Origin of the sequence: Georgenia thermotolerans (assembly GCF_009193185.1) — a bacterium.
In the GTDB taxonomy this organism is placed as follows: domain Bacteria; phylum Actinomycetota; class Actinomycetes; order Actinomycetales; family Actinomycetaceae; genus Georgenia; species Georgenia thermotolerans.
Map to the genome: position 1 here is coordinate 17,959 of NZ_VUKF01000003.1, position 22,835 is coordinate 40,793.

The window sequence follows — 22,835 nt, forward strand, 5'->3', positions numbered from 1 at the left end:
GGCCCAGCGGCTCTTCGGGCGCACTCCGGGCACGCGTCATGCGCCCGTGGCGCGCGCCGCGGGCCACGCGCCCGCGCGTCTTGTGCCAGGGGGCGGCTGGGACCGACGGCCTGGCCACGCGTCACGCTCGGGGGCCACCATGGATAGATGGAGGCATCAAACTTTGATGGCGCCGTCGGTGGGGTCCGCGTCGCCACGGACTCCCTCGACCCCGCCCAGAGGGACGCCGCCGACGTCGCCCGCGAGCTGGGAGTCGACCCGGCGGTCGGGCTGAGCTCGACCGAGGCCGCCCGCCGGCTGGCCGCCGACGGACCCAACGAGCTGCGCGCGCGGCCCCCCGTGCCGCTGTGGCGCAAGGTCCTCGCCCAGTTCCAGGACCCGCTCGTGTACCTGCTGCTCGTGGCGGTGGCGATCTCGCTGGTCGCCTGGGCGGCGGAGGGCGCGACCGGGCCGCCGGTCGACGCGATCGTCATCGCGGCCGTCATCCTCCTCAACGCGCTCCTCGGCCTCGTCCAGGAGGCCAAGGCGGAGAACGCCGTCGCCGCCCTGCAGACGATGACCGCGGCGACCTCCACGGTCCTGCGCGACGGCGAGCTGCGCACCGTGCCCGCCGCCGAGCTGGTGCGCGGGGACGTCCTCGTCCTCGGCGAGGGCGACGCCGTCGGCGCCGACGCCCGCCTCCTCGGTGCCACCGCGCTGCGCGTGTCGGAGGCGTCCCTGACCGGGGAGAGCGAGGCGGTGACCAAGGACCCGGCCACCCTGCCCGGCCCGGCGCCGCTGGGCGACCGCCTCGACATGGTCTACAAGGGCACCGCCGTCGTCCAGGGCGTAGGCCGGGCGGTGGTGACCCGCACCGGCATGGGCACCGAGGTCGGGGCCATCGCCGAGATGCTCGACGCCACCGCCGAGGCGCCCTCGCCGCTGCAGCGGGAGATCGCCGGGGTGAGCAAGCTCCTCGGGGTCACCGTGATCGTCATCGCCGTGGTCGTCATGGTGGTCACGGCCGTGGTCAACCAGGTCTCCACGCTGAGCGAGTTCGTCACCGTGCTGCTGCTCGGCGTCTCCCTCGCCGTCGCCGCCGTGCCCGAGGGGCTGCCGGCCATCCTCTCGGTGGTGCTGGCCATCGGCGTGCAGCAGATGGCCCGGCACAACGCCGTCGTCAAGAAGCTGCACGCGGTGGAGACGCTCGGCTCGGCGTCCGTCGTCGCCTCGGACAAGACGGGCACGCTGACCAAGAACGAGATGACGATCCAGCGGATCGCCACCGCCTCCGGGCAGCTCGAGCTGACCGGGGTGGGCTACCGGCCCGAGGGCGCGGCGCTGCAGGACGGGCGCGAGCCCACCGACCCCGCCCTGGTCCACGAGGCCGGCCTGGTCATCGGCGGCGGGGCGCTGGCCAACGACGCCCAGCTCGCCCTCCGCGACGGCGAGTGGCAGATCCAGGGCGACCCGACCGAGGCGGCCTTCCTCGTCGCCGCCCACAAGCTCGAGGGCACGGTCGAGCGGGTCGAGCGTTTCGAGCGGCGCGGCGAGGTGCCCTTCACCTCCGAGCGCAAGATGATGTCCGCCCTCGTCGACCCGCCCGGCGAGGGGGACTGGGCGCTGGTCACCAAGGGCGCACCGGACGTGCTGCTGCGCCGCTGCACCGGGCTGCAGGTGGGCGAGGCGGTCGTCCCGCTCGACGACGCCCGCCGCGCCGCCGCGCTGGCCGACGTCGAGGCCCTCTCCGCGCAGGCGTTCCGCACCCTCGGGGTCGCCTACCGGCCCCTGCCCGCCGAGCCGCGGGGCGAGCTGGAGCGGGCCGAGCGCGACCTGGTCTACGTCGGGGTGGTGGGCATCATCGACCCGCCGCGCCCGGAGGCCGCCGCCGCCGTCGCCGAGGCCCGCCGCGCCGGCGTGCGGGTCATGATGATCACCGGCGACCACCCCACCACCGCGGCCCGCATCGCCGCGGACCTCGGCATCGTCGAGCCCGGGGCCCGCGCCGTCACCGGCCCCGAGCTGGACGCCCTCGACGAGGCCGGGCTGCGCGACGTCGTCAGCACCACGTCGGTCTACGCGCGGGTCGCGCCGCAGAACAAGCTCGAGATCGTCGACGCGCTGCAGGCCGGCGACCAGGTGGTCGCCATGACCGGCGACGGCGTCAACGACGCCCCGGCGCTGAAGTCCGCCGACATCGGGGTCGCCATGGGGATCACCGGGACGGAGGTGACCAAGGAGGCCGCCAAGATGATCCTCGGCGACGACAACTTCGCCACCATCGTCGCCGCCGTCCGGCAGGGCCGCGTCATCTTCGACAACATCAAGAAGTTCCTGCGCTACCTCCTGTCCTCGAACATGGGCGAGGTCTTCACCGTCTTCCTCGGCGTCGTCCTCGCCGGGGTCATCGGCCTGAGCGGGGCGTCCGAGGAGGCGGTGGTCGTGCCGCTGCTGGCCACCCAGATCCTGTGGATCAACCTCGTCACGGACTCCGGCCCCGCCCTCGCCATGGGCGTGGACCCCGAGGTCGACGACGTCATGGCGCGCCCGCCACGGCGACTGAGCGACCGGATCATCGACCGGCGGATGTGGCGGGGCATCCTCTCGATCGGGCTGGTCATGGGCGTGGTCACGCTGCTGACGATGGACATCTTCCTGCCCGGTGGCCTGGTCGCCGGCAGCGACTCCCTGGAGGTGGCTCGCACCGCCGGGTTCACGACGCTGGTCCTCGCCCAGCTGTTCAACACCTTCAACTCCCGCTCGGAGACGACGAGCGCCTTCCGCCACCTGTTCGCGAACCGGTGGCTGTGGGCGGCGGTGCTCCTCGCGGCCGCGCTGCAGGTGGCCATCGTCGAGGTGCCGTTCCTCCAGACGGCGTTCGGCACCGCGTCGCTGGACCTCGCCCACTGGGCGGTGGCCCTGGCCATGGCCTCGGTGGTGCTGTGGTTCGACGAGGCGCGCAAGCTCCTCTACCGGCTCAGGCACCGGGGACGCGGCGCCTGACCTCCCGGCACGCGGAGGGACCCGGACCGGCCGCAGGTTGGGGGGCGCTCACGGCCGGCCCGGGCGTTCACGGGGCGTGCGGCTACGAGCGGGTCTCGCCGCACCTCATGCACGCGGACAGCGTCAGGCTGCTGAACCCGATGCGCTCGTCGTGCCAGCGGTGGCCGAGCACGTAGCAGCGCGTGTTGTGCTGCCGGTCGATCAGCGGCACCGCGGTCGGGGACGTGCCGGTCTCCACCGCCTGCTCGGTCGCGCTCACGGCGCGCCTGCTCGGCGCCTGGTGGTGCGGGCGACGATGAGCCCGCCGGTCATGAGCGCCGTCTCCAGCGCTCGCCGAATGACGATGTGCATGGGTGATCTCCTGACATGGGTGCGGGCGCGCGGTGCGCGCAAGGGCCGTGCCGGCGCATGTGCCGGCGGTGCCCCACCTCAGTCAGGAGCGACAGCGACGTCGAGGACGACGTCCTGAGCAAGCCTGTGGAAGGTGTCCGCGTTGCGCGGGGCCGTGAGCGCGCGCCACGAGGACACATGAAGAATCGAGCCGGGGTCTTGCCCGGCGCCGCCGATGCCGCCGGCGGAACCTGCCCCCGCGGCGCCGCCTGGTGGCGCAGGGCCGTTCGGGGCCGAGGACGACGCCGGCCCCTCGGCCACCGGAGCGGGGGCGAACCAGGGATCGAAGCCGTCTGCCACCGGGGCCTCGGAGGTGCTTCCGAGGAGCGGCTCGGTCGCGTTGCGGTACGTCTCCGGCTCGCCCGGAACCGGACGTGCCGGTGCTTGAGCGAGCGCCGTGCCGGACGGGGCAGCCCCCCGGGGTGGCGACGCTCCGGCCGGCGCCGGTATCGCAGCGCGGTCGTCGTCGGGTGCGGTGTGCTCGTCAGCCCCCAGGACGGGGCCCAGAGGGGGCCCGACGATCGGGTCCACGGCGTCGAGCACCGGCGAGACAACATCGACGACGGGTCGGGCAACGTCCACCACCGGTTCGATCAGGTCCACGACGGGTCGGATCGTGCGAACAACCGGCGCGACGGCGTCGGCGACGGGCGGGGCCACCCCGACGACCGGCTCGAGCGCGCCGATCACCGGTTGGACGGTGCCGACGACCGGCTCGACGGCGTCGAGGACTGGTGCAACGGTCCCGACGGCCGGCCGCCCTGCATCGATCGCCGTCTCGACCACCGGCCGCAGCGCGGGCGCCAGCGGGGACGTGACTGGCTCGACAACCCTCCGGGCAACCGGGTCGAGCACGGGACGCGCAACGGGGGTGACCACCTCGTCCATCAGCGGCGGCACGAGGGCCTCGGGCGCCGGGGCCGCCACCGTCTCCGAAGCGGGAGCGAGCACCTTCTCGACGGCTGGGGCGACCACCGTCTCCGAAGCGGGAGCGAGCACCTTCTCCACCGCCGGGGCGGCCGCTGTCTCGGTGACCGGCCGCACGACGCCCTGGGCGACGGGCGTAGCGGCGGGTGCGACGACGTCGTCGACCACAGTGGCCGCGCGCGAGAGGGGATCGGCCACGGCAGCTGCTGACTCGCCGGTGCTCGTCGCGACCCGGTCCACCACCCGCGTCACCGGTGCGGCGGCACGGCCGAGGGGCTGGCCCGGCCGCTCGCCGTCGTCGGCCGGCGCCGCGGAGGCGAGCGCCGCCCCCGCGAGGCTCATCGCGACGCCGCCCGTGAGGGCGAGCAGCGCGCGCACGACCCAGCGGCCGAGGCGGTTCCTCCCGCGCTCGTCCTGCTGATCGTGCGGAGCCGTCATCGAACCCTCCCTGTGAGGCGCCTCACACGGTACGGAGATATGTTCCCCTCGCAACCGATACAGCCGTCCGTTCCGCAGGAGCGAACAGCTCGCGCCGAAGCCCCGGCGGCGGTGCCGTCGCCGTCCCTACGCTGCTCGCATGCCGACCACGGTCATCACCGGAGGCACCCGCGGGATCGGGCTTGCCACCGCCGCCGCCCTCGCGGCGAGCGGCCACGACCTCGTGCTGGCCTTCCACCGGGACGAGGACGCCGCCTCGCGGGCCGCCGACCTCCTCCGCCGGGCGGGGCGGGGCTGCCTCACGGTGCGGGCCGACGTCACGGTCGACGACGACGTCACGCACCTGTTCGCGGCCGCCCGTGAGGAGTTCGGACACATCACGGGACTGGTGAACAACGCCGGGACGACGGCGCACGTCGGCGACCTCGCCGACACGCCCCCCGACGTCGTGCGCCGCGTCATCGAGGTCAACCTCGTCGGCGCGGTGCTGTGCGCACGGGCCGCCGCTCGGGAGATGTCACGCCGGCGGGGTGGAGCGGGCGGGGCCATCGTCAACGTCTCGTCCGCCGCGGCGACGCTGGGCAGCCCGCACGAGTACGTCCACTACGCGGCCGCGAAGGCGGGCGTCGACGCGCTCACGGTGGGGCTCGCCAAGGAGCTCGCCGGCGAGGGCGTCCGGGTGAACGCCGTCGCGCCCGGCACCGTCCGCACCGGCATCCACGCCGCGGCCGGGGACCCCGGTCGGCCCGACCGGGTGGCCGCCCGCATCCCGCTGGGGCGGGCGGGGGAGCCGGAGGAGGTGAGCGGCGCCGTCCGGTGGTTGCTGAGCGAGGAGGCCAGCTACGTCAGCGGGGCCGTGCTGCGGGTCGCCGGCGCCCTCTGACCGCCGGCACGCCGAGGCCCCGCCACTCGCGCGGCGGGGCCTCGGACGGCGGTGGGATGGGCGTCAGCGCTCGATCTCACCGGCGATGAACGCCTCCACCGACTGGCGGGCGACGTCGTCGTTGCGCTGCTCCGGCGGGGACTTCATGAAGTAGCTCGACGGGGAGAGCAGGGGGCCGCCGATGCCGCGGTCGAGGGCGATCTTCGCCGCCCGGATGGCGTCGATGATGATGCCCGCGGAGTTCGGGGAGTCCCACACCTCGAGCTTGTACTCGAGGTTGAGGGGCGCCTCGCCGAAGGCGCGGCCCTCGAGGCGCACGTAGGCCCACTTGCGGTCGTCGAGCCACTGGACGTAGTCCGAGGGGCCGATGTGGACGTTCTTCTCGCCCAGATCGTGCTTGACGTTGGAGGTCACGGCCTGGGTCTTGGAGATCTTCTTGGACTCGAGCCGGTCGCGCTCGAGCATGTTCTTGAAGTCCATGTTGCCGCCGACGTTGAGCTGGTACGTCCGGTCGAGGACGACGCCGCGGTCCTCGAAGAGCTTGGCCAGCACGCGGTGCGTGATGGTGGCCCCGACCTGGGACTTGATGTCGTCGCCGACGATCGGCACGCCGGCGGCGGTGAACTTGTCCGCCCACTCCTTGGTGCCGGCGATGAAGACGGGCAGCGCGTTGACGAACGCCACGCCGGCCTCGATGGCGCACTGGGCGTAGAACTTCGCGGCGTCCTCGGAGCCCACGGGCAGGTAGCACACGAGCACGTCCGTGCGGGTCTCGCGCAGCGTCGCGACGACGTCGACCGGCTCGGCCGTGGACTCCTCGATGGTCTCGCGGTAGTACTTCCCGAGCCCGTCGAGGGTGTGCCCGCGCTGGACCTCCACGCCCAGGGGCGGGACGTCGCAGATCTTGATGGTGTTGTTCTCGCTGGCGACGATCGCCTCGGACAGGTCGCGGCCGACCTTCTTGCCGTCGACGTCGAACGCCGCCACGAACTCGATGTCGCGCACGTGATAGTTGCCGAACTGGACGTGCATCAGGCCCGGGACGGTGCCGTCGGGGTCGGCGTCGGCGTAGAAGTGCACGCCCTGCACCAACGACGACGCACAGTTGCCGACGCCGACGATCGCGACGCGGATGGCGCTCATGGTTGCTCCTTGCTCAGTGGGTTCTCATTGCTGGTGGCGGGTGCGCCGTCGGCGTCCGCGGACGGGGGCCTGCGTGTGCCCCGCGGGGGAGAGGCGCCGGGAGGTCCGGGCGGCCCCGTCGACGTCGGCGACGGCGCCGCCGGCGCGATGTCGTCGTAGTCGAGCGCGCCGCGGGTGCCCCGCTCGGTGTCGATGACCCGCTCGAGCCAGGCCACCTCCCGCTCGACCTGCTCGAGGCCGTGGCGGGCGAGCTCGGCCGTGTAGGAGTCCATCCGCCGGGAGGTCCGGGCGAAGGACTGGCGCAGGTTCTCCATCCGGTCGACCATGCGGGCCCGCCGCCCCTCGAGGATGCGCAGCCGCGTGGTGGCGTCCGTGCTCCCGAAGAGCGTGAACCGGACGTCGAAGGAGGCGTCGTCGTCCCAGGCCGCCGGCTCGGCGACGGCGAGGGAGTCCTCCAGGTGGGCCCGGCCCGCCTCCGTGATGCGGTAGACGATGCGTGCTCGCCGTCCCGACAGGGGCGCCGAGGAGGCGCCGGGGTCCTCGGTGACGATGAGGCCGCGCTCGGTGAGGGAGCGCAACGCCGGGTAGAGCGAGCCGTACGACAGCGTGCGGAACGCGCCGAGCGTGGCGTTGAGGTGCTTGCGCAGCTCGTAGCCGTGCGTCGGGGCGTCGCGCAGGCGGCCGAGGATGGCGAGCTCGAGCACCTGGGTGCGTGCGCCCATTCGCCGTCCTTCCTGCCGCTGCTGCCGGGGGTTGTGCCGTGCGCCGCGGGTCACACCGCGACTAGCGCAGCAATATATCGCACCGATATATCGGACACGCGATGCGACGTGGATGTCCGTCCTGGGAGCGTGCGAGAGTCGCCGCAACGGTGCGCGGGAAGGGCGGCGGCGGGGTCCGCCCGGACCCGTGGGGGCCGGCCTTCGACCGGCCGCGCGGCGCCGCCCGGTGTGACGGACGACATGGGCAGGGTCGGGGAGGCTGCCGCATACTGAAGGACGATCTGCCCGCGCACGGCCGATTCCCGGCGCCTGTCGGCGCCGCTCATCGGACGAGCCGGGCGCACCCGTCCTCCAGTCGCGCCCCTCGGTGTGGCATGGCGAAAGGCAGGCCCGCGTGGCACGAACCCCGAACTGGTCCCCGACCGGGCGGTCGGCGGACGGCCGGCGCGGCGGCGCCCCGAGCGGCGCCTCCGCCCGCGGATCCGCATCCGCTCGGGGCTCACGCCCCGGGGCGGCTTCCGCAGGCGGCGCGGCCCGGACGGCGTCGAGCCGCGGCACCGCCGCGGCGTCCCGCGCAGGCGGCGGTGGCAGCCGTGGCGCCGGTGGAGGCCGCGGCTCGGGCGGTGGCCGCGGGTCCGGCGGTGGCCGCGGGTCCGGCGGTGGCCGCGGGTCGGGCCGTGGCCCCGCGCCGCGGCGCAAGGGCTTCTTCGACTACCCCCGGTCGGGCAAGGGCCCGATCCAGCGCTGGCTGCCGAGCTGGCGGGTGGTGCTCGGCACCATCCTCGCCGGCATCGCCGCGGTGCTCGGCGTCTTCGTCGTCGCCTACGCCACCACCGAGGTGCCCGAGCCCGACGACTTCGCCCTTGCCCAGTCCACGACCGTCTACTACGCCGACGGCGAGACCCCGATGGGCTCCTTCTCGCAGGTCGACCGGCAGACGGTGCCGATGAACACGCTGCCCGAGTACGTCGGGCACGCCGTCATCTCCTCGGAGGACCGGAACTTCTACGAGAACAACGGCGTGGACCCCAAGGGCCTGACCCGGGCGCTGTGGAACAACGTGCGCGGGCTGCCCACCCAGGGCGGGTCCACCCTGACCCAGCAGTACGTCGAGCGGTACTACATGGGCACCACGACCAGCTACCTGGGGAAGTTCAAGGAGACGATCCTCGCGCTGAAGATCGACCAGTCCCAGTCCAAGGACGCGATCCTCGAGAACTACCTCAACACCATCTACTTCGGCCGCGGCGCCTACGGCATCGAGAAGGCCGCCCAGGCCTACTTCGGCAAGCCGGCCGCCGAGCTGACGCTCTCGGAGTCGGCCCTGCTCGCCGGCATCATCCCGGCGCCGAGCGCCTGGGACCCGGCGGTCAGCCCCGACCGGGCCGAGCAGCGGTGGAACCGCGTGCTCGACCTCATGGTCCGCGACGGCTGGATCAGCCAGGCCGACCGCGACGGCGCGCAGTACCCCCAGACCGTCCCGCCGAAGACGGAGAACACCTACGGCGGGCCGAAGGGCTACCTCCTGAAGATGGTGCGTGACGAGCTGGTCAAGAAGGCCAAAATGACCGAGGACGAGATCGACACCCGGGGCCTCAAGATCGTCACGACGATCGACCAGCGCAACCAGGACGCGGCGGTGCAGGCGGTGGACAACCTGCCCGACGACCGCCCGGAGAACAACCGCGTCTCGCTCGTCTCGATCGACCCGTCCAGCGGCGGCATCGTCGCCCTCTACGGCGGCGCCGACTTCGTCGCCCAGCCCCTCAACCTCGCCACCCAGGCGCGGGCCCAGGCCGGGTCCACCTTCAAGCCGTTCACGCTCGTCGCGGCGCTGGAGCAGGGCAAGAGCCTGTACGACACGTACCCGGCCCCCGCGAAGCTCAGCATCGGGAACTGGGACGTCAGGAACTTCGACGGGAAGAACCACGGGCAGGTGAACCTGGTCGAGGCGACGGCGGGGTCCATCAACACCGTCTACGCCAAGCTCAACGAGGACGTCGGACCGAAGAACACCATCGACGCCGCCATCCGCGCCGGCCTGCCGCAGGACACCCCCGGACTCGCCAACGAGGTGGGCAACGTCCTCGGCTCGGCCTCGCCGCGGGCGATCGACATGGCCACCGTGTTCGCCACCTACGCGGCCCAGGGCGTGCGCCACGACCCGTTCATCGTCGCCGAGGCGCGCGACAGCTCCGGCAACGTCGTCTACACGGGCGAGGGCCAGGGCCGGCGGGAGTTCGACTCCCAGGTCATGGCCGACGCCACCTACGCCATGCAGGCCGTCATCAACGACGGCGGCGCACCGGCCGCGGCGATCGGGCGCCCGGCCGCCGGCAAGACCGGCACGTCGACGGCCCTGAAGTCGGCGAACTTCGGCGGCTACGTGCCGCAGCTGGCGACGTTCGTCAACATGTTCCAGACCGGCGACGACGGCAGCGAGCAGTCCCTCACCGGGTTCGGCGGCGTCCGGTCCGAGTGGATGAGCGGCAGCCGCTTCCCCGCCCAGATCTGGCACGACTACATGTCGGTGGCCACTCAGGGCCTGCCCGTGGAGAACTTCCCCCAGCCCAGCGCCAAGCCGCGGCCTAAGTACACGCCGCCGCCGGAGCCCACGGCCGAGCCCACCACGGAGGAGCCCACCGAGGAGCCGACCACGGAGGAGCCCACCGAGGAGCCGACCACGGAGGCGCCCAGCGAGGAGCCGAGCCCGAAGCCGACCAAGACGGGGAAGCCCAGCCCGAGCCCCACGCAAACCGAACCGCCCGCCGACCAAGGCGGCGGCCAGGGTGGTGGGGGCACCGACAGCGGCGGTGGCTCGGGGACCGGTGGCGGGGGCCAAGGTGCGCAACCCCAAGGTGGCGTCAACCTTCTCCCGCAGAACTGAGTGAGACGCATTGGACGACGGCGGCACGCACGTGCCGCCGTCGTTCTGCTTCTCGGCCGTCCACAGGCGCTGTGACGCACGTCGCGGGCCGGAAAGGCGGCTGGCTACGGTAAGGTGGTCCGCTGGTCCCTTCTCGTACGCACCCGTGTGCGGGCCGGGGCCGCGAACGCATCACCCTCCTGTCACGGAAAGACCGTGACCGCCTGAGTCCAAAGGAGGTGGGTACCAAGCATGCGTCCTTACGAACTGATGATCATCCTCGACCCGGAGATCGATGAGCGCACGGTTGCCCCGTCGCTCGACAAGCTGCTCGCGGTCGTCAAGACCGGCGGCGGCACCGTCGAGAAGGTCGACATCTGGGGCAAGCGTCGTCTTGCCTACGACATCAAGAAGCGTTCCGAGGGCATCTACGCCGTCGTCGACATGACGACGACGCCGGAGCTGGCCCAGGAGCTCGACCGTCAGCTCGGTCTGAACGAGGCCGTCCTGCGCACCAAGCTCATCCGCCCGGACGCTCACTGAGCATCCGCGTAGCAACCACCTGACCCCAGGGAGCACAGCATGGCAGGAGAGACCGTCATCACCGTCGTCGGCAACCTGACGGCGGACCCCGAGCTGCGATTCACCCCGTCCGGGGCGGCCGTGGCCAGCTTCACCGTGGCGTCCACGCCGCGCACCTTCGACCGCCAGTCCAACGAGTGGAAGGACGGGGAGACCCTGTTCCTGCGCTGCTCGGTCTGGCGCGAGGCCGCGGAGAACGTCGCCGAGTCGCTGACCAAGGGCACCCGCGTGATCGTCCAGGGCCGCCTGGTCCAGCGCTCTTTCGAGACCCGCGAGGGCGAGAAGCGCACGGTCGTGGAGATGCAGGTCGACGAGGTCGGTCCCTCGCTGCGCTACGCCACGGCCAAGGTCACCCGCGCCTCGCGCGGCGGTGGCGGCGGCTTCGGCGGCGGTCAGGGTGGCTACGGCGGCGGTCAGCAGGGTGGCTACGCGGCCGCCGGCGCGCAGCAGGGCGGCGGGTACAACAACGCCCCCGGCGGCGGCCAGGCCGACGACCCCTGGGCCACCGGCGGCTCGAGCGCGTTCAACGACGAGCCCCCCTTCTAAGTCAGACCTTTTCGCGTGCGCCCCACGGCGCCGCACGGATCATCGAGGAGCACCACCATGGCGAAGCCTGTTCTTCGCAAGCCTAAGAAGAAGGCCAACCCGCTCAAGGCGGGGAAGATCGACAACATCGACTACAAGGACACCACGCTGCTTCGGAAGTTCATCTCCGACCGCGGCAAGATCCGCGCCCGCCGCGTGACCGGCGTGTCCGTCCAGGAGCAGCGCCTCATCGCGAAGGCCGTGAAGAACGCCCGCGAGATGGCTCTGCTGCCGTACACGAGCTCGGCTCGCTGAGACTAGGAGTCCACTCATGGTAAAGCTGATCCTGACCCACGAGGTCACCGGTCTCGGCGCCGCTGGCGACGTGGTCGAGGTCAAGGACGGGTACGCCCGCAACTACCTCGTTCCCCGTGGCCTGGCCACGCGCTGGACCAAGGGCGGCCAGAAGCAGGTCGACCAGATCCAGGCCGCGCGCCGCTCGCGGGCGATCGCCACGATCGAGGAGGCTCGCGACGTCCGCGACCGCCTGCAGGCCAACCCGGTCACCGTCGCCGTGCGCGCCGGTGAGAACGGCCGCCTGTTCGGCGCCGTGACCACCACGGACATCGCCGAGGCCGTCCAGGCCGCCGGCGGCCCGAAGCTCGACCGCCGCAAGATCGAGGTCCCCAGGCCGATCAAGGCGCTCGGCACGCACAAGGTCCACGTGCGCCTGCACGAGGACGTCCAGGCGACCCTCGACGTCACCGTCGTTCCCGCCAAGTGACCTTCTGAGTCGCAGCTGCGACGGCCCGGCCCCGGTGGGGCCGGGCCGTTCGTGCTTCCTGGCGCTCGTACGGGCTGCGATCTGGCGTGTCGCGGCCGGGCGCGCGTACGGTCCCCGGCCATGGGCAAGGTGCAGCACTTCGAGATCCCGGCGGACGACGTCGACCGCGCCCGCGCGTTCTACGCCGACGTCTTCGGCTGGTCCATCCAGGGACTCGAGGGCTACGGCGACGTCGCCCTCATCGAGCCCGCCGGGGACCAGGGCGAGGCGGGCGTGATCGGCGGGGACCTGTACCGGCGCGAGCGGCCCGAGCCGCCGACCGTCGTCGTCACCGTCGAGAACCTCGAGCGGGCGCTTGACGACGTCGAGCGCGCCGGCGGGCGCCGCGTCGGCGCGATCCGGCCCATGCCGGGGATGGGCCGGGCGGCCTACTTCGAGGACACCGAGGGCAACCGGCTGGGGCTGTGGGAGAACGAGGCCCCGGGCACCTAGCGCCCCGCGGAGGCTCAGGCCGGCTGCTCGACCCCCTCGAAGGCCGCCCGCAGCGCCGCGACGTCGAACTTGCCCTGAGTGGCGAGCATCGCCTGGGTGACCCGCTGGACCTTGACCGGGTCCTTGTCGGTGAACATCTCGTACCACTCCGTCGGCACGACCTGCCAGGACAGCCCGTAGCGGTCCTTGAGCCAGCCGCACGGGCCGGGCTGACCGCCCTCGACCAGCGCGTCCCAGTAGTGGTCGATCTCGGCCTGGTCCTTGCAGCGGATCTCGAACGAGACGGCCTCGGTGAACGGGAACAGCGGGCCGCCGTTGATGCCGACGAACTCCTGGCCGTGCAGCTCGAACGCGACCGTCATGACGCTGCCCTCCGGGCCGGGGGAGTCCGGGCCGTAGTGGGTGATCTCCGTGATCCGGCCGTCGCCGAAGACGGAGACGTAGAAGTTGGCGGCCTCCTCGGCCTGGGTGTCGAACCAGAGGTTCGGGACGATCTTCTGCATCGGTGGACCTTCCTCGTGTCGGGAGCGTCGGCTCCGGCTCGGTGCGCCGGAGGCTCCACCCCTGCGTCGAACGAGGCTCCGCCGGTTCGACACCGCGAACGGGGGAAGGCCCGAACGCATGCCAGCGGCCCCGGAGCCGGGGCTCCGGGGCCGCTGGGGCGGTGCGAGGTGTGGGGCGGACGCCCGCGGGGACGGGTCTTACACGCCCGCGGGGACGGGCCGGCTGGAGGCGGCGACCTCGGCGGCCTCGACCTTCTTGGCGTGGCGCAGGCCCAGGACGCCCAGGACCGCGAGGGCGGCGGCGCCGACGAAGGCGGCGACGGCGGCGTAGCTGGCGATCGTGCCCATCATGCCGAACGCGTAGGCCTCGAGGAGCAGGCCGCGGAGGGTGTTGCCCATGAACAGGGTCTGGCGCAGCTGGCCGAGGGCGGCGACGTCGTCGGGGTTGGCGCCCGGGTCCTTCGAGGCCGCCATGAACTCGCCGCTGACCTCCTCGTAGGTCCGGCCGTCGCTGGAGGCGTTCATGTGGGCGAGGATGTAGTGGTCGGCGAAGGCCTTGGCCTGGTCGCCGGTGGTCATCGGCTGGCCGGCGAAGGGCTCCAGGGCCGCCCGGTCGGCGTCCGACAGGGACGCGAGGGCGTCACCCTCGGGCATCGTGATCTCCTGGATCGCGAGCTGGTCCTTGACGTTCTGGGCGACGAAGCTGCTCGCCCAGGTCAGCAGGCCGCCGCCGATGAGCAGGACGGCCGCCAGGATGAGGCCCGTCCAGGAGATCAGCCGGTCGAGAGTCTTGCGCATGATTCCGCCTTCGTAGACGTTGCCTGGCGGCGAGGGCCGCTGGGCCAGGTTCTCGGCGAGTGCCTCGCCTACGAGAACTATGTCGGATTCGTCCGTCGGCAATGGGGGACCTTCGTCCGGCCCGCGAGCCGCGTGTCCCACGTCACATGTAGGACGTTGGTGCTGGTCAGCGCCGTGCGCCGAGGACCATCCAGGCCGTGCCCCGGGCGCGCAGCCCGGTGGTCACGGCGCGGGCGAGCATGAACGCACCGCCGAACGCCGCCCACAGCCAGGCCAGGCCAGCGGCGCCGTCGGGGGCGAACGCCCCGACCGCCCAGGCCAGCGGCAGGTAGACGACGAGCGTGGCCACCCCCGCCCACGCCAGGTAGCGCCCGTCGCCGGCGCCGATGAGCACCCCGTCGAGCATGTACACCCAGCCGGCGATCGGCAGGCACGCCCCGGCGACCGCGAGCCCGACGGCGGCGGCGAGGCGGACGCCGTCGTCGCTCGTGAACAGCGGCGCCAGCCACCACCCGGCCGCGGCGAAGACGACGCCGATCACGGCCCCCGCGCCGGTGCCCCAGCGCAGGCACCGGCCCATGATCGAGCGGACCTGGGTGACGTCGCCGGCGCCCAGGCCACGCCCGACGAGGGCCTGGGCGGCGATGGCGAGGGCGTCGAGGGCGAACGCCGCCAGGCCCCACATGGCGTTGACGACCTGGTGGGCGGCCAGGGTGACGGCGCCGAGGGAGGTGGCCACCGCGATGGTGGCGAGGATGGCCAGGCGCAGGGTCAGCGTGCGGACGAACAACGGAGCCCCGGCCAGCGCGGAGGACCAGATGCCCGCCGGGTGGGGGCGCAGGCTCACGCCGATGCCGCGTGCGCCGCGCAGCACCACGAGCACCAGGGCCAGGCCCATGCCGGTCTGGGCGACGGCGGTGCCCAGACCGGAGCCGGCCACGCCCAGGCCCAGGCCGTAGATGAACAGGGCGTTGAGGCCGACGTTGCTGATCGCGCCGGCGGTGGCGACGACGAACGGGGTGCGGGTGTCCAGCAGGCCGCGCAGGGTGCCAGTGGCGGCCAGGACGAGCAGCATCCCGGGTAGCCCGGGGGCGGAGGCGCGCAGGTAGGCGACGGCGTGCGGGGCCACCGAGGCGGGGGCGCCCATGGCGTCGACGATCCAGGGCGCGGCGGCGAAGGTGGCGGCGGCGGTGACGAGCCCGAGGACCAGGCCGAGCCACATGCCGTCGATGCCCGCGGCCACCCCGCCGGCGCGGTCGCCGGCGCCCACGCGGCGGGCGGTCGCGGCGGTGGTGGCGTAGGCCAGGAAGATGAAGACGCCGACGGCGGTGGTCAGCAGGGTGGAGCTGAGCGAGAGGCCGGCGAGCTCGGCGGTGCCGAGGTGGCCGACCATCACGGAGTCGACGAGGACGAAGAGCGGCTCGGCGACCAGGGCGCCCAGCGCCGGGATGGCGAGGGCGAGGATCTGCCGGTCCAGGGCCCGGCCGGTGAGCTCGGTCTCGGGGTGGTGTCGAGGGTTGGTGCGCGCCCCGGGAGTGTCGTCCACCGATGTGTCCACTTTCTTTCGTCCACAGTCTGTGCAGGGTGTGGAGAGCGGAAATCGGCCCCGGCGGGCGGCTTCGCGCCCAACCTCCACAGAGTTATCCACGGACTGTGCACAACCCTGGGGATGACGTCCACACGCGGTCCACAGGATAGGTCGCCTCTATGCACAGGGGCGGTTGGCCCGGGGGGCGGGGCGGGCCGTACCGTCACTCCGGCGCCCGTGTGGGCGGCCCCCGGGCGGTGTGGGTGGCGGCAGGTACATCTGATGTACCGAGGCCGCCGTCGCCCGGTGTGAGTTGGAGGAGGTCGTTTGTCTCTCGTCGACGAGCAGGTTGTGGATGGTCGCGAGGCGTTCGACCGGACCCCGCCGCAGGACGTGGCGGCGGAGCAGAGCGTGCTCGGCGGCATGCTGCTGTCCAAGGACGCCATCGCCGACGTCGTCGAGGAGCTGCGCGGCAACGACTTCTACCGACCCGCGCACGAGATGATCTACGAGGCGGTCCTCGACCTTTACGGCCGCGGCGAGCCCGCCGACGCCGTCACCGTCGCCGCCGAGCTGACCAAGCGCGGGGAGATCGCCCGGGTGGGCGGCGCGCCGTACCTGCACACCCTCATCTCCTCGGTGCCCACCGCCGCCAACGCCGGCTACTACGCCCGGATCGTGCGCGAGCGGGCCGTGCTGCGCCGCCTGGTCGAGGCGGGCACCCGCATCGTCCAGCTCGGCTACTCCACCGACGGCGGGGACGTCGACGACCTGGTCAACAGCGCCCAGGCCGAGGTCTACGCGGTCACCGAGCGGCGCACCAGCGAGGACTACGTGCCGCTGCGCGACACGATCAACCTCACGATGGAGGAGATCGAGCACGCCTCCGACCGCGGCGAGGGCATGACGGGGGTGCCCACCGGGTTCACCGACCTCGATACGCTCACCAACGGCCTGCACGGCGGGCAGATGATCATCATCGCGGCTCGTCCGGCCATCGGGAAGGCGCTCGCCCTCGACACCCCGCTGCCCACCCCCACCGGGTGGATCACCATGGGCGAGGTCCAGGTGGGGGACCAGCTCATCGCCGCCGACGGCACCCCGACAAAGGTCGTGGCGGCCACCGAGGTCATGGTCGACAGGCCCTGCTACGAGCTGACGTTCGACGACGGCACGACGATCGTCGCGGACGCCCAGCACCAGTGGGTAACCGAGACTCGGGCGTCGCGGAAGTCCGCGCAGGCAGCGGCAGCGCAGTACAACCGGACAAAAAACCAGCGGACGTTCGCCGAGATCCGCACTACCGAGGAAATCGCCGCGACACTCCGGTGCGCGACGGCGGACCGACGGCTCAACCACTGCGTGACCAACACCAAGCCCATCGAGCTGCCCGAGGCCGATCTCCTTATCGACCCATACGTGCTGGGCGTGTGGCTCGGCGACGGTGAGAGCGCGGGTGCGCGATTCACCTCGGACGACCCTGAGGTTGCGGCGTTCGTCGAAGCGGCCGGTTACGTCGTGCGGCCGGGCGCCTCGCGCACGTACTCGGTCACCCTGCCCCGGCCGTCGGGCGACAAGGAGGCTCACGTGTTTACTGCCCTCGTCCGGACCGGGGCAGCGCAAAGCCAGCAGAGCGGCACCATCGTCCGGCCCGCGCCCGAAGCGCGGGGGCCAGTCATGAGCGTTGTCGGGCGGCGATGCACCGACTGCGGTGCTCCGGCAATCGGCCGTCACCTCTGCCCGGCATGTTGGCAGGACCACGGCAGCGTCAGGGCGCTTCTGCGCAAGCTCGGCGTCCTCAAGAACAAGCACATCCCCGCCTCGTACCTCCGTGCCAGCGTGCGGCAGCGACGGGCCCTCCTGGCGGGACTACTCGACACCGACGGCACGGTGAATCCCACCGGCTCGGTGCAGTTCGCGGTCACCAGCAAGCGCCTCGCCGACGACTTCCGGGAGCTTGTCCACAGCCTTGGCTACCGCACGGGCTGGTCTGAAAAGGCGGTGCGCGGACGCACTCCCGAGACATCGACTGCCTACACCATCACCTTCACGACGGCGGATGAGGTCTTCGCCCTCCCGCGCAAGCAGCGGGCCCAGCGTGAGCGCCGCGTCAACCACCCGACGCCGCGGCGGACGGCGCGCTTCATCACCGCGGTGCGCAAGGTCGAGAGCGTGCCGGTGCGATGCGTGCAGATCGACCACCCGAGCCACCTGTATCTGGCGTCGAGGGCGATGATCCCGACCCACAACTCCACCCTCGCGCTCGATATCTGCCGTTCGGCCTCGATCAAGAACGGGATGACGTCGGTGATCTTCTCCCTGGAGATGGGGCGCACCGAGCTCACGATGCGTTTGCTCTCCGCCGAGGCGCAGGTGCCGCTGCAGAACATGCGTAAGGGCACCATGCGCGAGGAGGACTGGACTCGCATGGCCACCGCCATGAGCCGGGTCTCCGAGGCGCCTCTGTTCATCGACGACAGCCCCAACATGTCGCTGATGGAGATCCGCGCGAAGTGCCGGCGGCTGAAGCAAAAGCACGACCTCAAGCTCGTGGTGGTCGACTACCTCCAGCTCATGAGCTCGGGCAAGCGCGTCGAATCCCGTCAGCAGGAGGTCTCCGAGTTCTCCCGTGCGCTCAAGCTCCTGGCCAAGGAGATTGAGGTGCCGGTGATCGCCGTCGCCCAGCTGAACCGTGGTCCCGAGCAGCGCGGTGACAAGAAGCCGATGATGAGCGACCTTCGCGAGTCCGGCTCTTTGGAACAGGATGCGGACGTCGTCATGCTGTTACACCGCGAGGACGCCTACGAGAAGGAATCCCCCCGAGCGGGCGAGGCGGACATCATCGTGGCCAAGCACCGTAACGGCCCCACCGACACAGTCACCGTTGCATTCCAGGGGCACTACTCGCGATTCGTCGACATGGCGCACTAACACACACAACAAATTGCCAACGATGCTCTGAAACGGCACAAGCGCGTGGTGAAACTGCACACCCGAATGACAACGTGCGGCGAAGAACTCCACCGCCATCCTCGAGACGAGCACGTCGGTGAGCGCCCGCAACTCTGCTCGGAGCTTTGGATGCTCGAGGTGCCGACAGAGGTGGGGGTATGCCGCGCGCCGAGACCAGTCTGTCCGGAGCACTTGGCACACTGCGATGGCGTCGCCACGTCACAAAGGGAGCCACCGCACCGTTGACTGCCCACACGACCGATGTCCGCGAAACTGCGGACGGCGCCCGCCGGGCCCAAGGCCTGCTGTGGGTGGTCCTCACGGTGGCGTGGGTCTGTCTCGTGGTCGCACAGACATGGGTGATGCAGGATCTGAGCCGGGCCGCGCAGGCCTGCCTCCCACTCACCGCGGAGCCTGCGACGGGGGGCGCCGCGATCCGAGCCGCCGTGATCGTTCCGGTGACCATCGGCCTCGCCGGTGCGGCTGGCGCGATGGTGGCCCATGGCGATCCGGTCTGGTTTCATGCGCGGGCGACGTCGTGGCTGCTCATTGCCGTGGGCGTCGTGGCGGCCGTGGTTGCGCTCGGGGTCGTGCTCACCGGCGTGCTCTGGGGTGTGCGGACAGATCTTCTCGTGGTTGATGAGGTCGTCTACATTCCTGGGTCGCCCGGTTCTGGCGAGAAGGCTGCTATGGCGTTTCTCGCCGCCGCGGCGCTGGTACCGTCCGTTGCCGCACTGCTCGCCGTCACGAATATTCGTCGGCACCGGACCTCCCGCTGGACGGTCGGCTGTGTTCGAGGGGCGGCCGCTGCGCTGGCTGGCTACATCGTCACCGCGTTCCCGATCGCCCTCGCCGCCGCCAGCCGCTGCGGGGCGCTCTGACACCACCGGGCGGGTGCAGGTGGAGCGCACGAGCTAGAAGCAGCCCGGTGCGCCCTCAGCTACGACTCGGTGGGCAATGTGCCCGCGGACGGTCCTCGGCCGGGAGGATCCCACCGTGTAGGTGACCTCGCTGGCCTCCGCGCGTCCCTCGTCACCGGCCACTTGGAGCCCGAGCACGACGGTGGCCTCTTCACCCACCGGCAAGTCGGTGGTCGGCGCCGAGGGCGGTGTGTAACCGTGAGTGACGCCGGGTGTCGGACCGTCGCCGAGAACGGCGTACCAGCCCGCGACCTGAAGGTCGTGACCACCCACGAGGCTGACGCCGACGATCGTCACCGGGTGGCCGGCGACGTTCTTGAACCGGTCGAGGGAGATGGTCGCGATCCCACCGGCGTCGGCCGGCACGCACACCTCGGCCGGGCCCCCGGGGGAGCGCAGGCCGTCGCCCACCTCGGTGCAGCCGGCCACCAGGACAGCGGCCGCAGCGAGGCCGACGTACTGGACGGCAATGGCCACGGGGCTACCTCACCACCCGTCAGCTCTGCGCGGACCGAGAACGGTGCCGCGCGTTCTACTCGGAAGCGCCAGCGCCCACCGGGATCCCGCCGGCCTTGCTGCCCGAGCTGAGCACCGCCCGGTTGAACAGGCCCTGGTCGGCCACGATGGTCTGCCCGGTCACCAGCGTGTTGCGCCGCGACGCGAGGAAGGCGTACAGCCAGCCGTACTCCTCCGGCGTGGGCAGGTGCTGCAGCGGCATAAGCTGCCGGAACTGGCTGAGGAAGTCCTCCTTGGGGATGTCCGACTGCTTGGACGTCTCCAGCCCGAGCGCGGCCGGCCCCTGCAGCTGGCTGTTGGCGATGCCCGACGGCGCGACGCCGTTGACCCGCACGCGCGGGGCGAACTCGAACGCCAGCTGGTTGACCACGCTGCGCACCGCGCCCTTGCTCGCCGAGTAGAACAGCCCACCGCCGTCGGCGGCGTAGGCGGCGGTGGAGGACGTGAGGACGATGGCGCCGTCGTTCTCCTCGAGCAGGTCGACGAAGACCTTCGCCGAGAGGACGTAGCCCTTGACGTTGACGTGGAAGACCTCGTCGAAGAGTGCCGCGATGCGGTCGAGGGGGGTTTCCCGCAGCGGGATGTTGCCGTCGAAGATGCCCTGGCACCCGATCAGCGCGTTGAGCCGGCCGAAGCGCTCGACGACGGCGTCCCGGGTCGCCTCGAGGTCGGCGACCCGACGGACGTCGCCCTGCAGGACGAGCACGTCGTCGCCGAACTCGGCCCGGAGCTGGTCGACCTTGTCCTGGGCGATCTCGAGGATCGCGACCTGCGCGCCCTCCGCCAGGCACTGGCGGCCGACGCCGAGGCCGAGGCCCGATCCGCCGCCGGTGACGAGGACGACGTGGTCGTCGAGTAGCTGCATGCTTCTCCCTAGAGATGAGTGGGTGGTGAGGTGTGTCAGGCGGTGACGTCGGCGCCGCGTCCGGCGAGGGTCAGCGCCTCGTCCCAGGTGCCGCCGCGCTGAAGGAGCTTGCGGTAGGGGCGCAGGGACCGCTCCCGCCCGCACGAGAGCACGCAGTGGAAGGCGTCGCCGGCCCCGTAGAGCACGAGGTACTCGTCGGTGCCCAGCGCCCCCTCGGCGACGACGGCCTCGTCGCCGCGCCGGCGGCGCCCGTAGGAGTGCAGCCGGCGTCCGTACTGGTCGGTCCAGTAGTAGGGCACGCCTGTGTGCTCGGCGGCCTCGCCGCGAACGATGTTGTCGCCCACGAGCCGGCCCTGCTGGACGGCGTTGGTCCAGTGGTCCACGTGCACCCGCTCGCGCAGCAGCGGGTGGTCGAAGTGGGCGACGTCGCCCGCGGCCCACACGCCGGGGACGTTCGTGCGCCCCGCGGCGTCGCACACCACCCCGGCGTCGAGCTCGACGCCGGAGCCGACGAGCCACTCGTCGTTGGGCTGGACCCCGACGCCGGCGACGACGTACGGGGTACGGCGCGTGGCGCCGTCGGCCGTCTGGACGTCGAAGGCTCCCGGGGACCCCGACACCGAGACCACCTCGACGCCCATCCGCATCCGCACCCTGTGGGCCAGGTGCAGGTCGCGGAGGTCGGCGGCGACCTCGGGGCCGACGACGTCGCCCAGCGGTAGCGGCGTCGCGCCGAAGACCGTCACGGCCACCCCCAGCTCGCGCAGGCTGGCGGCGATCTCGAGGCCGATGAAGCTCGCACCCACCAGCGTCACCTCGCCGTACCGGGCGGCGGCGGCGCGCAGGGACCGCAGATCCTCGGCGGTCCGCAGCACGGGTAGGGCTCGCCCCTCGGCGGTGACCAGCGGCTTGGGACGGCTCCCGGTGGCGACGACGACGGCGTCCCACGGCAGGGCCTCGCCGTCGGAGGTGATGACGTAGCGCCGGTCGATGTCCAGGCCGACGGCCGCGTGACCGAGCCGCAGGTCCAGCCGTTGCGCGGCGTAGTGCTCCGTCGGGCGCAGCCAGGCGAGCTCGAGCTCGTCCTCCGTCGAGAGCAGCTCCTTCGACAGCGGCGGTCGGTCGTAGGGCGGGAGCCGCTCGTCGGAGAGCAGGGTGATGGACCCGTCGAACCCGCCGGCACGCAGGGCGTCGGCGGCGCTCAGGCCCGCCACCGAGGCCCCGGCGATGACGACGTGGCGCACCGTCATCGCGTCTCCTCGGGCCGGGACAGCGAGATCGCCTGGGCCGGGCAGTTGAAGACCGCCTCCTCCAGGTCCTCGAGGTCCTCGCCGTCGGCGACGGCGAGGCGCAGCACGGCGACCGGGCTGCCCTTGGGCAGGTCGAAGACGTCGGGCAGGATCCCCACGCAGATGCCGTAGGCGCGGCACCTGGACGTGTCGAGATGGACGGCCACCTGCTCGGCGTGCTTGAGGTCGCTCACAGGAACACCGCCAGGTTCGGGGTCGCGAGGCTCGTCTCGGTCGTCAGCACGCGCCGCGAGAGCAGCCGGGGGCCGGCGGCGGTGAGCCGGATGGTGTCCTCCCGCCGCGCCGGGATGAGGTCGAAGTACGGGTCGATCCCGCGCTGGCGGTAGAGCAGCAGGGCGCTGGAGACGGCGACGACGTCGGGGGCCTCCATGCCGCGGATCTCGACGCTGCCGACCACCCGCAGGGTGCGCGAGGGCGGCACCTCGGAGTAGGCGAGGCCGGTGTTGAGGCGGTCGATGCGGGTGCGGATGTGCGCCTTGGTGTCCTTGACGCGGATGCCGCGCTGGGTGAACTCGTGGCTGCGGGGCTCGGTGGCCTGCCGGACGGGGATCTCGTAGACGAGCTCGTCGTCGAGCAGCTCGTACCACTCCTCCTCACGCCCGTCGTCGAGCAGCCGCGCCTCCTGGGCGAGGAACTGGGTGACCAGGGCACGCAGCTCCGCGTCGGACGCGGCGGCGGTGGTCGTGGTGGTCTCGGTGGTGGTCATGTC

General features: G+C 72.1%; 22 protein-coding genes. 10 read left to right on the top strand and 12 right to left on the bottom strand.

Annotated elements, in window-relative coordinates; translation table 11 throughout:
- The first annotated feature begins 147 nt into the window (after nt 1-147).
- Nucleotides 148-2,982, top strand: a complete 2,835-nt coding sequence (locus GD970_RS01960) for a cation-translocating P-type ATPase (protein ID WP_152200140.1) — start codon at nt 148-150, stop codon at nt 2,980-2,982.
- Nucleotides 2,983-3,064: 82 nt separating this feature from the next.
- Here GD970_RS01960 and GD970_RS21450 read toward each other — a convergent pair whose 3' ends face one another.
- Entirely contained in the window at nt 3,065-3,241 is a 177-nt protein-coding gene (locus tag GD970_RS21450) for a hypothetical protein (protein ID WP_155524130.1), read from the bottom strand.
- Nucleotides 3,242-3,411: 170 nt separating this feature from the next.
- The gene (locus GD970_RS01965) at nt 3,412-4,737 is read right to left on the bottom strand and encodes a hypothetical protein (RefSeq protein ID WP_152200143.1); all 1,326 of its coding nucleotides are present in this window, start codon (nt 4,735-4,737) and stop codon (nt 3,412-3,414) included.
- A 139-nt stretch (nt 4,738-4,876) separates the two neighbouring features.
- Between GD970_RS01965 and GD970_RS01970 the strand changes: the two genes are divergently transcribed.
- Nucleotides 4,877-5,620: an SDR family oxidoreductase gene (locus GD970_RS01970; protein WP_152200145.1), complete on the top strand. Its 744-nt coding sequence runs from the start codon at nt 4,877-4,879 to the stop codon at nt 5,618-5,620.
- A gap of 63 nt (nt 5,621-5,683) precedes the next feature.
- On the opposite strand, the gene GD970_RS01975 is transcribed toward GD970_RS01970, so the two are convergent.
- A complete protein-coding gene (locus GD970_RS01975; RefSeq protein ID WP_152200148.1) occupies nt 5,684-6,763 on the bottom strand; it encodes an inositol-3-phosphate synthase in 1,080 nt (359 codons plus the stop codon).
- Nucleotides 6,760-7,485: a PadR family transcriptional regulator gene (locus GD970_RS01980; RefSeq protein WP_152200150.1), complete on the bottom strand. Its 726-nt coding sequence runs from the start codon at nt 7,483-7,485 to the stop codon at nt 6,760-6,762. The genes GD970_RS01975 and GD970_RS01980 overlap by 4 nt, the downstream gene beginning before the upstream one ends.
- A gap of 766 nt (nt 7,486-8,251) precedes the next feature.
- Here GD970_RS01980 and GD970_RS01985 point away from each other — a divergent pair.
- From GD970_RS01985 to GD970_RS02010, 6 genes are all read left to right on the top strand, one after another.
- Nucleotides 8,252-10,372, top strand: coding sequence for a transglycosylase domain-containing protein (locus GD970_RS01985; RefSeq protein WP_152200153.1), 2,121 nt, complete (start codon nt 8,252-8,254; stop codon nt 10,370-10,372).
- A 231-nt stretch (nt 10,373-10,603) separates the two neighbouring features.
- Nucleotides 10,604-10,894 (top strand): 30S ribosomal protein S6, encoded by a 291-nt coding sequence (gene rpsF / locus GD970_RS01990; protein ID WP_152200156.1) that lies wholly within the window; start codon nt 10,604-10,606, stop codon nt 10,892-10,894.
- Between the two features lie 39 nt (nt 10,895-10,933).
- A complete protein-coding gene (locus tag GD970_RS01995; protein WP_152200158.1) occupies nt 10,934-11,479 on the top strand; it encodes a single-stranded DNA-binding protein in 546 nt (181 codons plus the stop codon).
- 57 nt (nt 11,480-11,536) lie between these two features.
- Nucleotides 11,537-11,773, top strand: coding sequence for a 30S ribosomal protein S18 (gene rpsR / locus GD970_RS02000; protein WP_152200161.1), 237 nt, complete (start codon nt 11,537-11,539; stop codon nt 11,771-11,773).
- Between the two features lie 16 nt (nt 11,774-11,789).
- Entirely contained in the window at nt 11,790-12,242 is a 453-nt protein-coding gene (rplI, locus tag GD970_RS02005; RefSeq protein WP_152200163.1) for a 50S ribosomal protein L9, read from the top strand.
- Between the two features lie 120 nt (nt 12,243-12,362).
- Nucleotides 12,363-12,734, top strand: coding sequence for a VOC family protein (locus tag GD970_RS02010; RefSeq protein WP_152200166.1), 372 nt, complete (start codon nt 12,363-12,365; stop codon nt 12,732-12,734).
- Between the two features lie 14 nt (nt 12,735-12,748).
- Here GD970_RS02010 and GD970_RS02015 read toward each other — a convergent pair whose 3' ends face one another.
- From GD970_RS02015 to GD970_RS02025, 3 genes are all read right to left on the bottom strand, one after another.
- Complete coding sequence (locus GD970_RS02015) at nt 12,749-13,237, bottom strand: VOC family protein (RefSeq protein ID WP_152200168.1); 489 nt, start codon at nt 13,235-13,237, stop codon at nt 12,749-12,751.
- Between the two features lie 198 nt (nt 13,238-13,435).
- Nucleotides 13,436-14,035 (bottom strand): hypothetical protein, encoded by a 600-nt coding sequence (locus GD970_RS02020; RefSeq protein ID WP_152200170.1) that lies wholly within the window; start codon nt 14,033-14,035, stop codon nt 13,436-13,438.
- A gap of 166 nt (nt 14,036-14,201) precedes the next feature.
- The gene (locus GD970_RS02025) at nt 14,202-15,512 is read right to left on the bottom strand and encodes an MATE family efflux transporter (protein WP_226925099.1); all 1,311 of its coding nucleotides are present in this window, start codon (nt 15,510-15,512) and stop codon (nt 14,202-14,204) included.
- Nucleotides 15,513-15,890: 378 nt separating this feature from the next.
- Here GD970_RS02025 and dnaB point away from each other — a divergent pair, with 378 nt between their 5' ends.
- Both dnaB and GD970_RS02035 read left to right on the top strand, forming a co-directional pair.
- Nucleotides 15,891-18,494, top strand: a complete 2,604-nt coding sequence (gene dnaB, locus GD970_RS02030; RefSeq protein ID WP_152200174.1) for a replicative DNA helicase — start codon at nt 15,891-15,893, stop codon at nt 18,492-18,494.
- 179 nt (nt 18,495-18,673) lie between these two features.
- Nucleotides 18,674-19,396: a hypothetical protein gene (locus GD970_RS02035; protein WP_152200177.1), complete on the top strand. Its 723-nt coding sequence runs from the start codon at nt 18,674-18,676 to the stop codon at nt 19,394-19,396.
- Nucleotides 19,397-19,429: 33 nt separating this feature from the next.
- Here the strand turns inward: GD970_RS02035 and GD970_RS02040 are convergent, their stop codons facing one another.
- Genes GD970_RS02040 through GD970_RS02060 form a run of 5 tightly spaced genes read right to left on the bottom strand, consistent with a single transcriptional unit; the run spans nt 19,430 to nt 22,832 of the window.
- Complete coding sequence (locus GD970_RS02040; protein WP_152200180.1) at nt 19,430-19,912, bottom strand: hypothetical protein; 483 nt, start codon at nt 19,910-19,912, stop codon at nt 19,430-19,432.
- Between the two features lie 55 nt (nt 19,913-19,967).
- Complete coding sequence (locus GD970_RS02045) at nt 19,968-20,816, bottom strand: SDR family oxidoreductase (protein ID WP_152200182.1); 849 nt, start codon at nt 20,814-20,816, stop codon at nt 19,968-19,970.
- A 35-nt stretch (nt 20,817-20,851) separates the two neighbouring features.
- The gene (locus GD970_RS02050) at nt 20,852-22,066 is read right to left on the bottom strand and encodes an NAD(P)/FAD-dependent oxidoreductase (protein ID WP_152200184.1); all 1,215 of its coding nucleotides are present in this window, start codon (nt 22,064-22,066) and stop codon (nt 20,852-20,854) included.
- A complete protein-coding gene (locus GD970_RS02055) occupies nt 22,063-22,299 on the bottom strand; it encodes a ferredoxin (RefSeq protein WP_152200186.1) in 237 nt (78 codons plus the stop codon). The genes GD970_RS02050 and GD970_RS02055 overlap by 4 nt, the downstream gene beginning before the upstream one ends.
- On the bottom strand, nt 22,296-22,832 hold the full coding sequence (locus GD970_RS02060) for an aromatic-ring-hydroxylating dioxygenase subunit beta (RefSeq protein ID WP_152200189.1): 537 nt from the start codon (nt 22,830-22,832) through the stop codon (nt 22,296-22,298). Before GD970_RS02060 ends, GD970_RS02055 begins: the two co-directional genes overlap by 4 nt.
- Between the last annotated feature and the right edge of the window lie 3 nt (nt 22,833-22,835).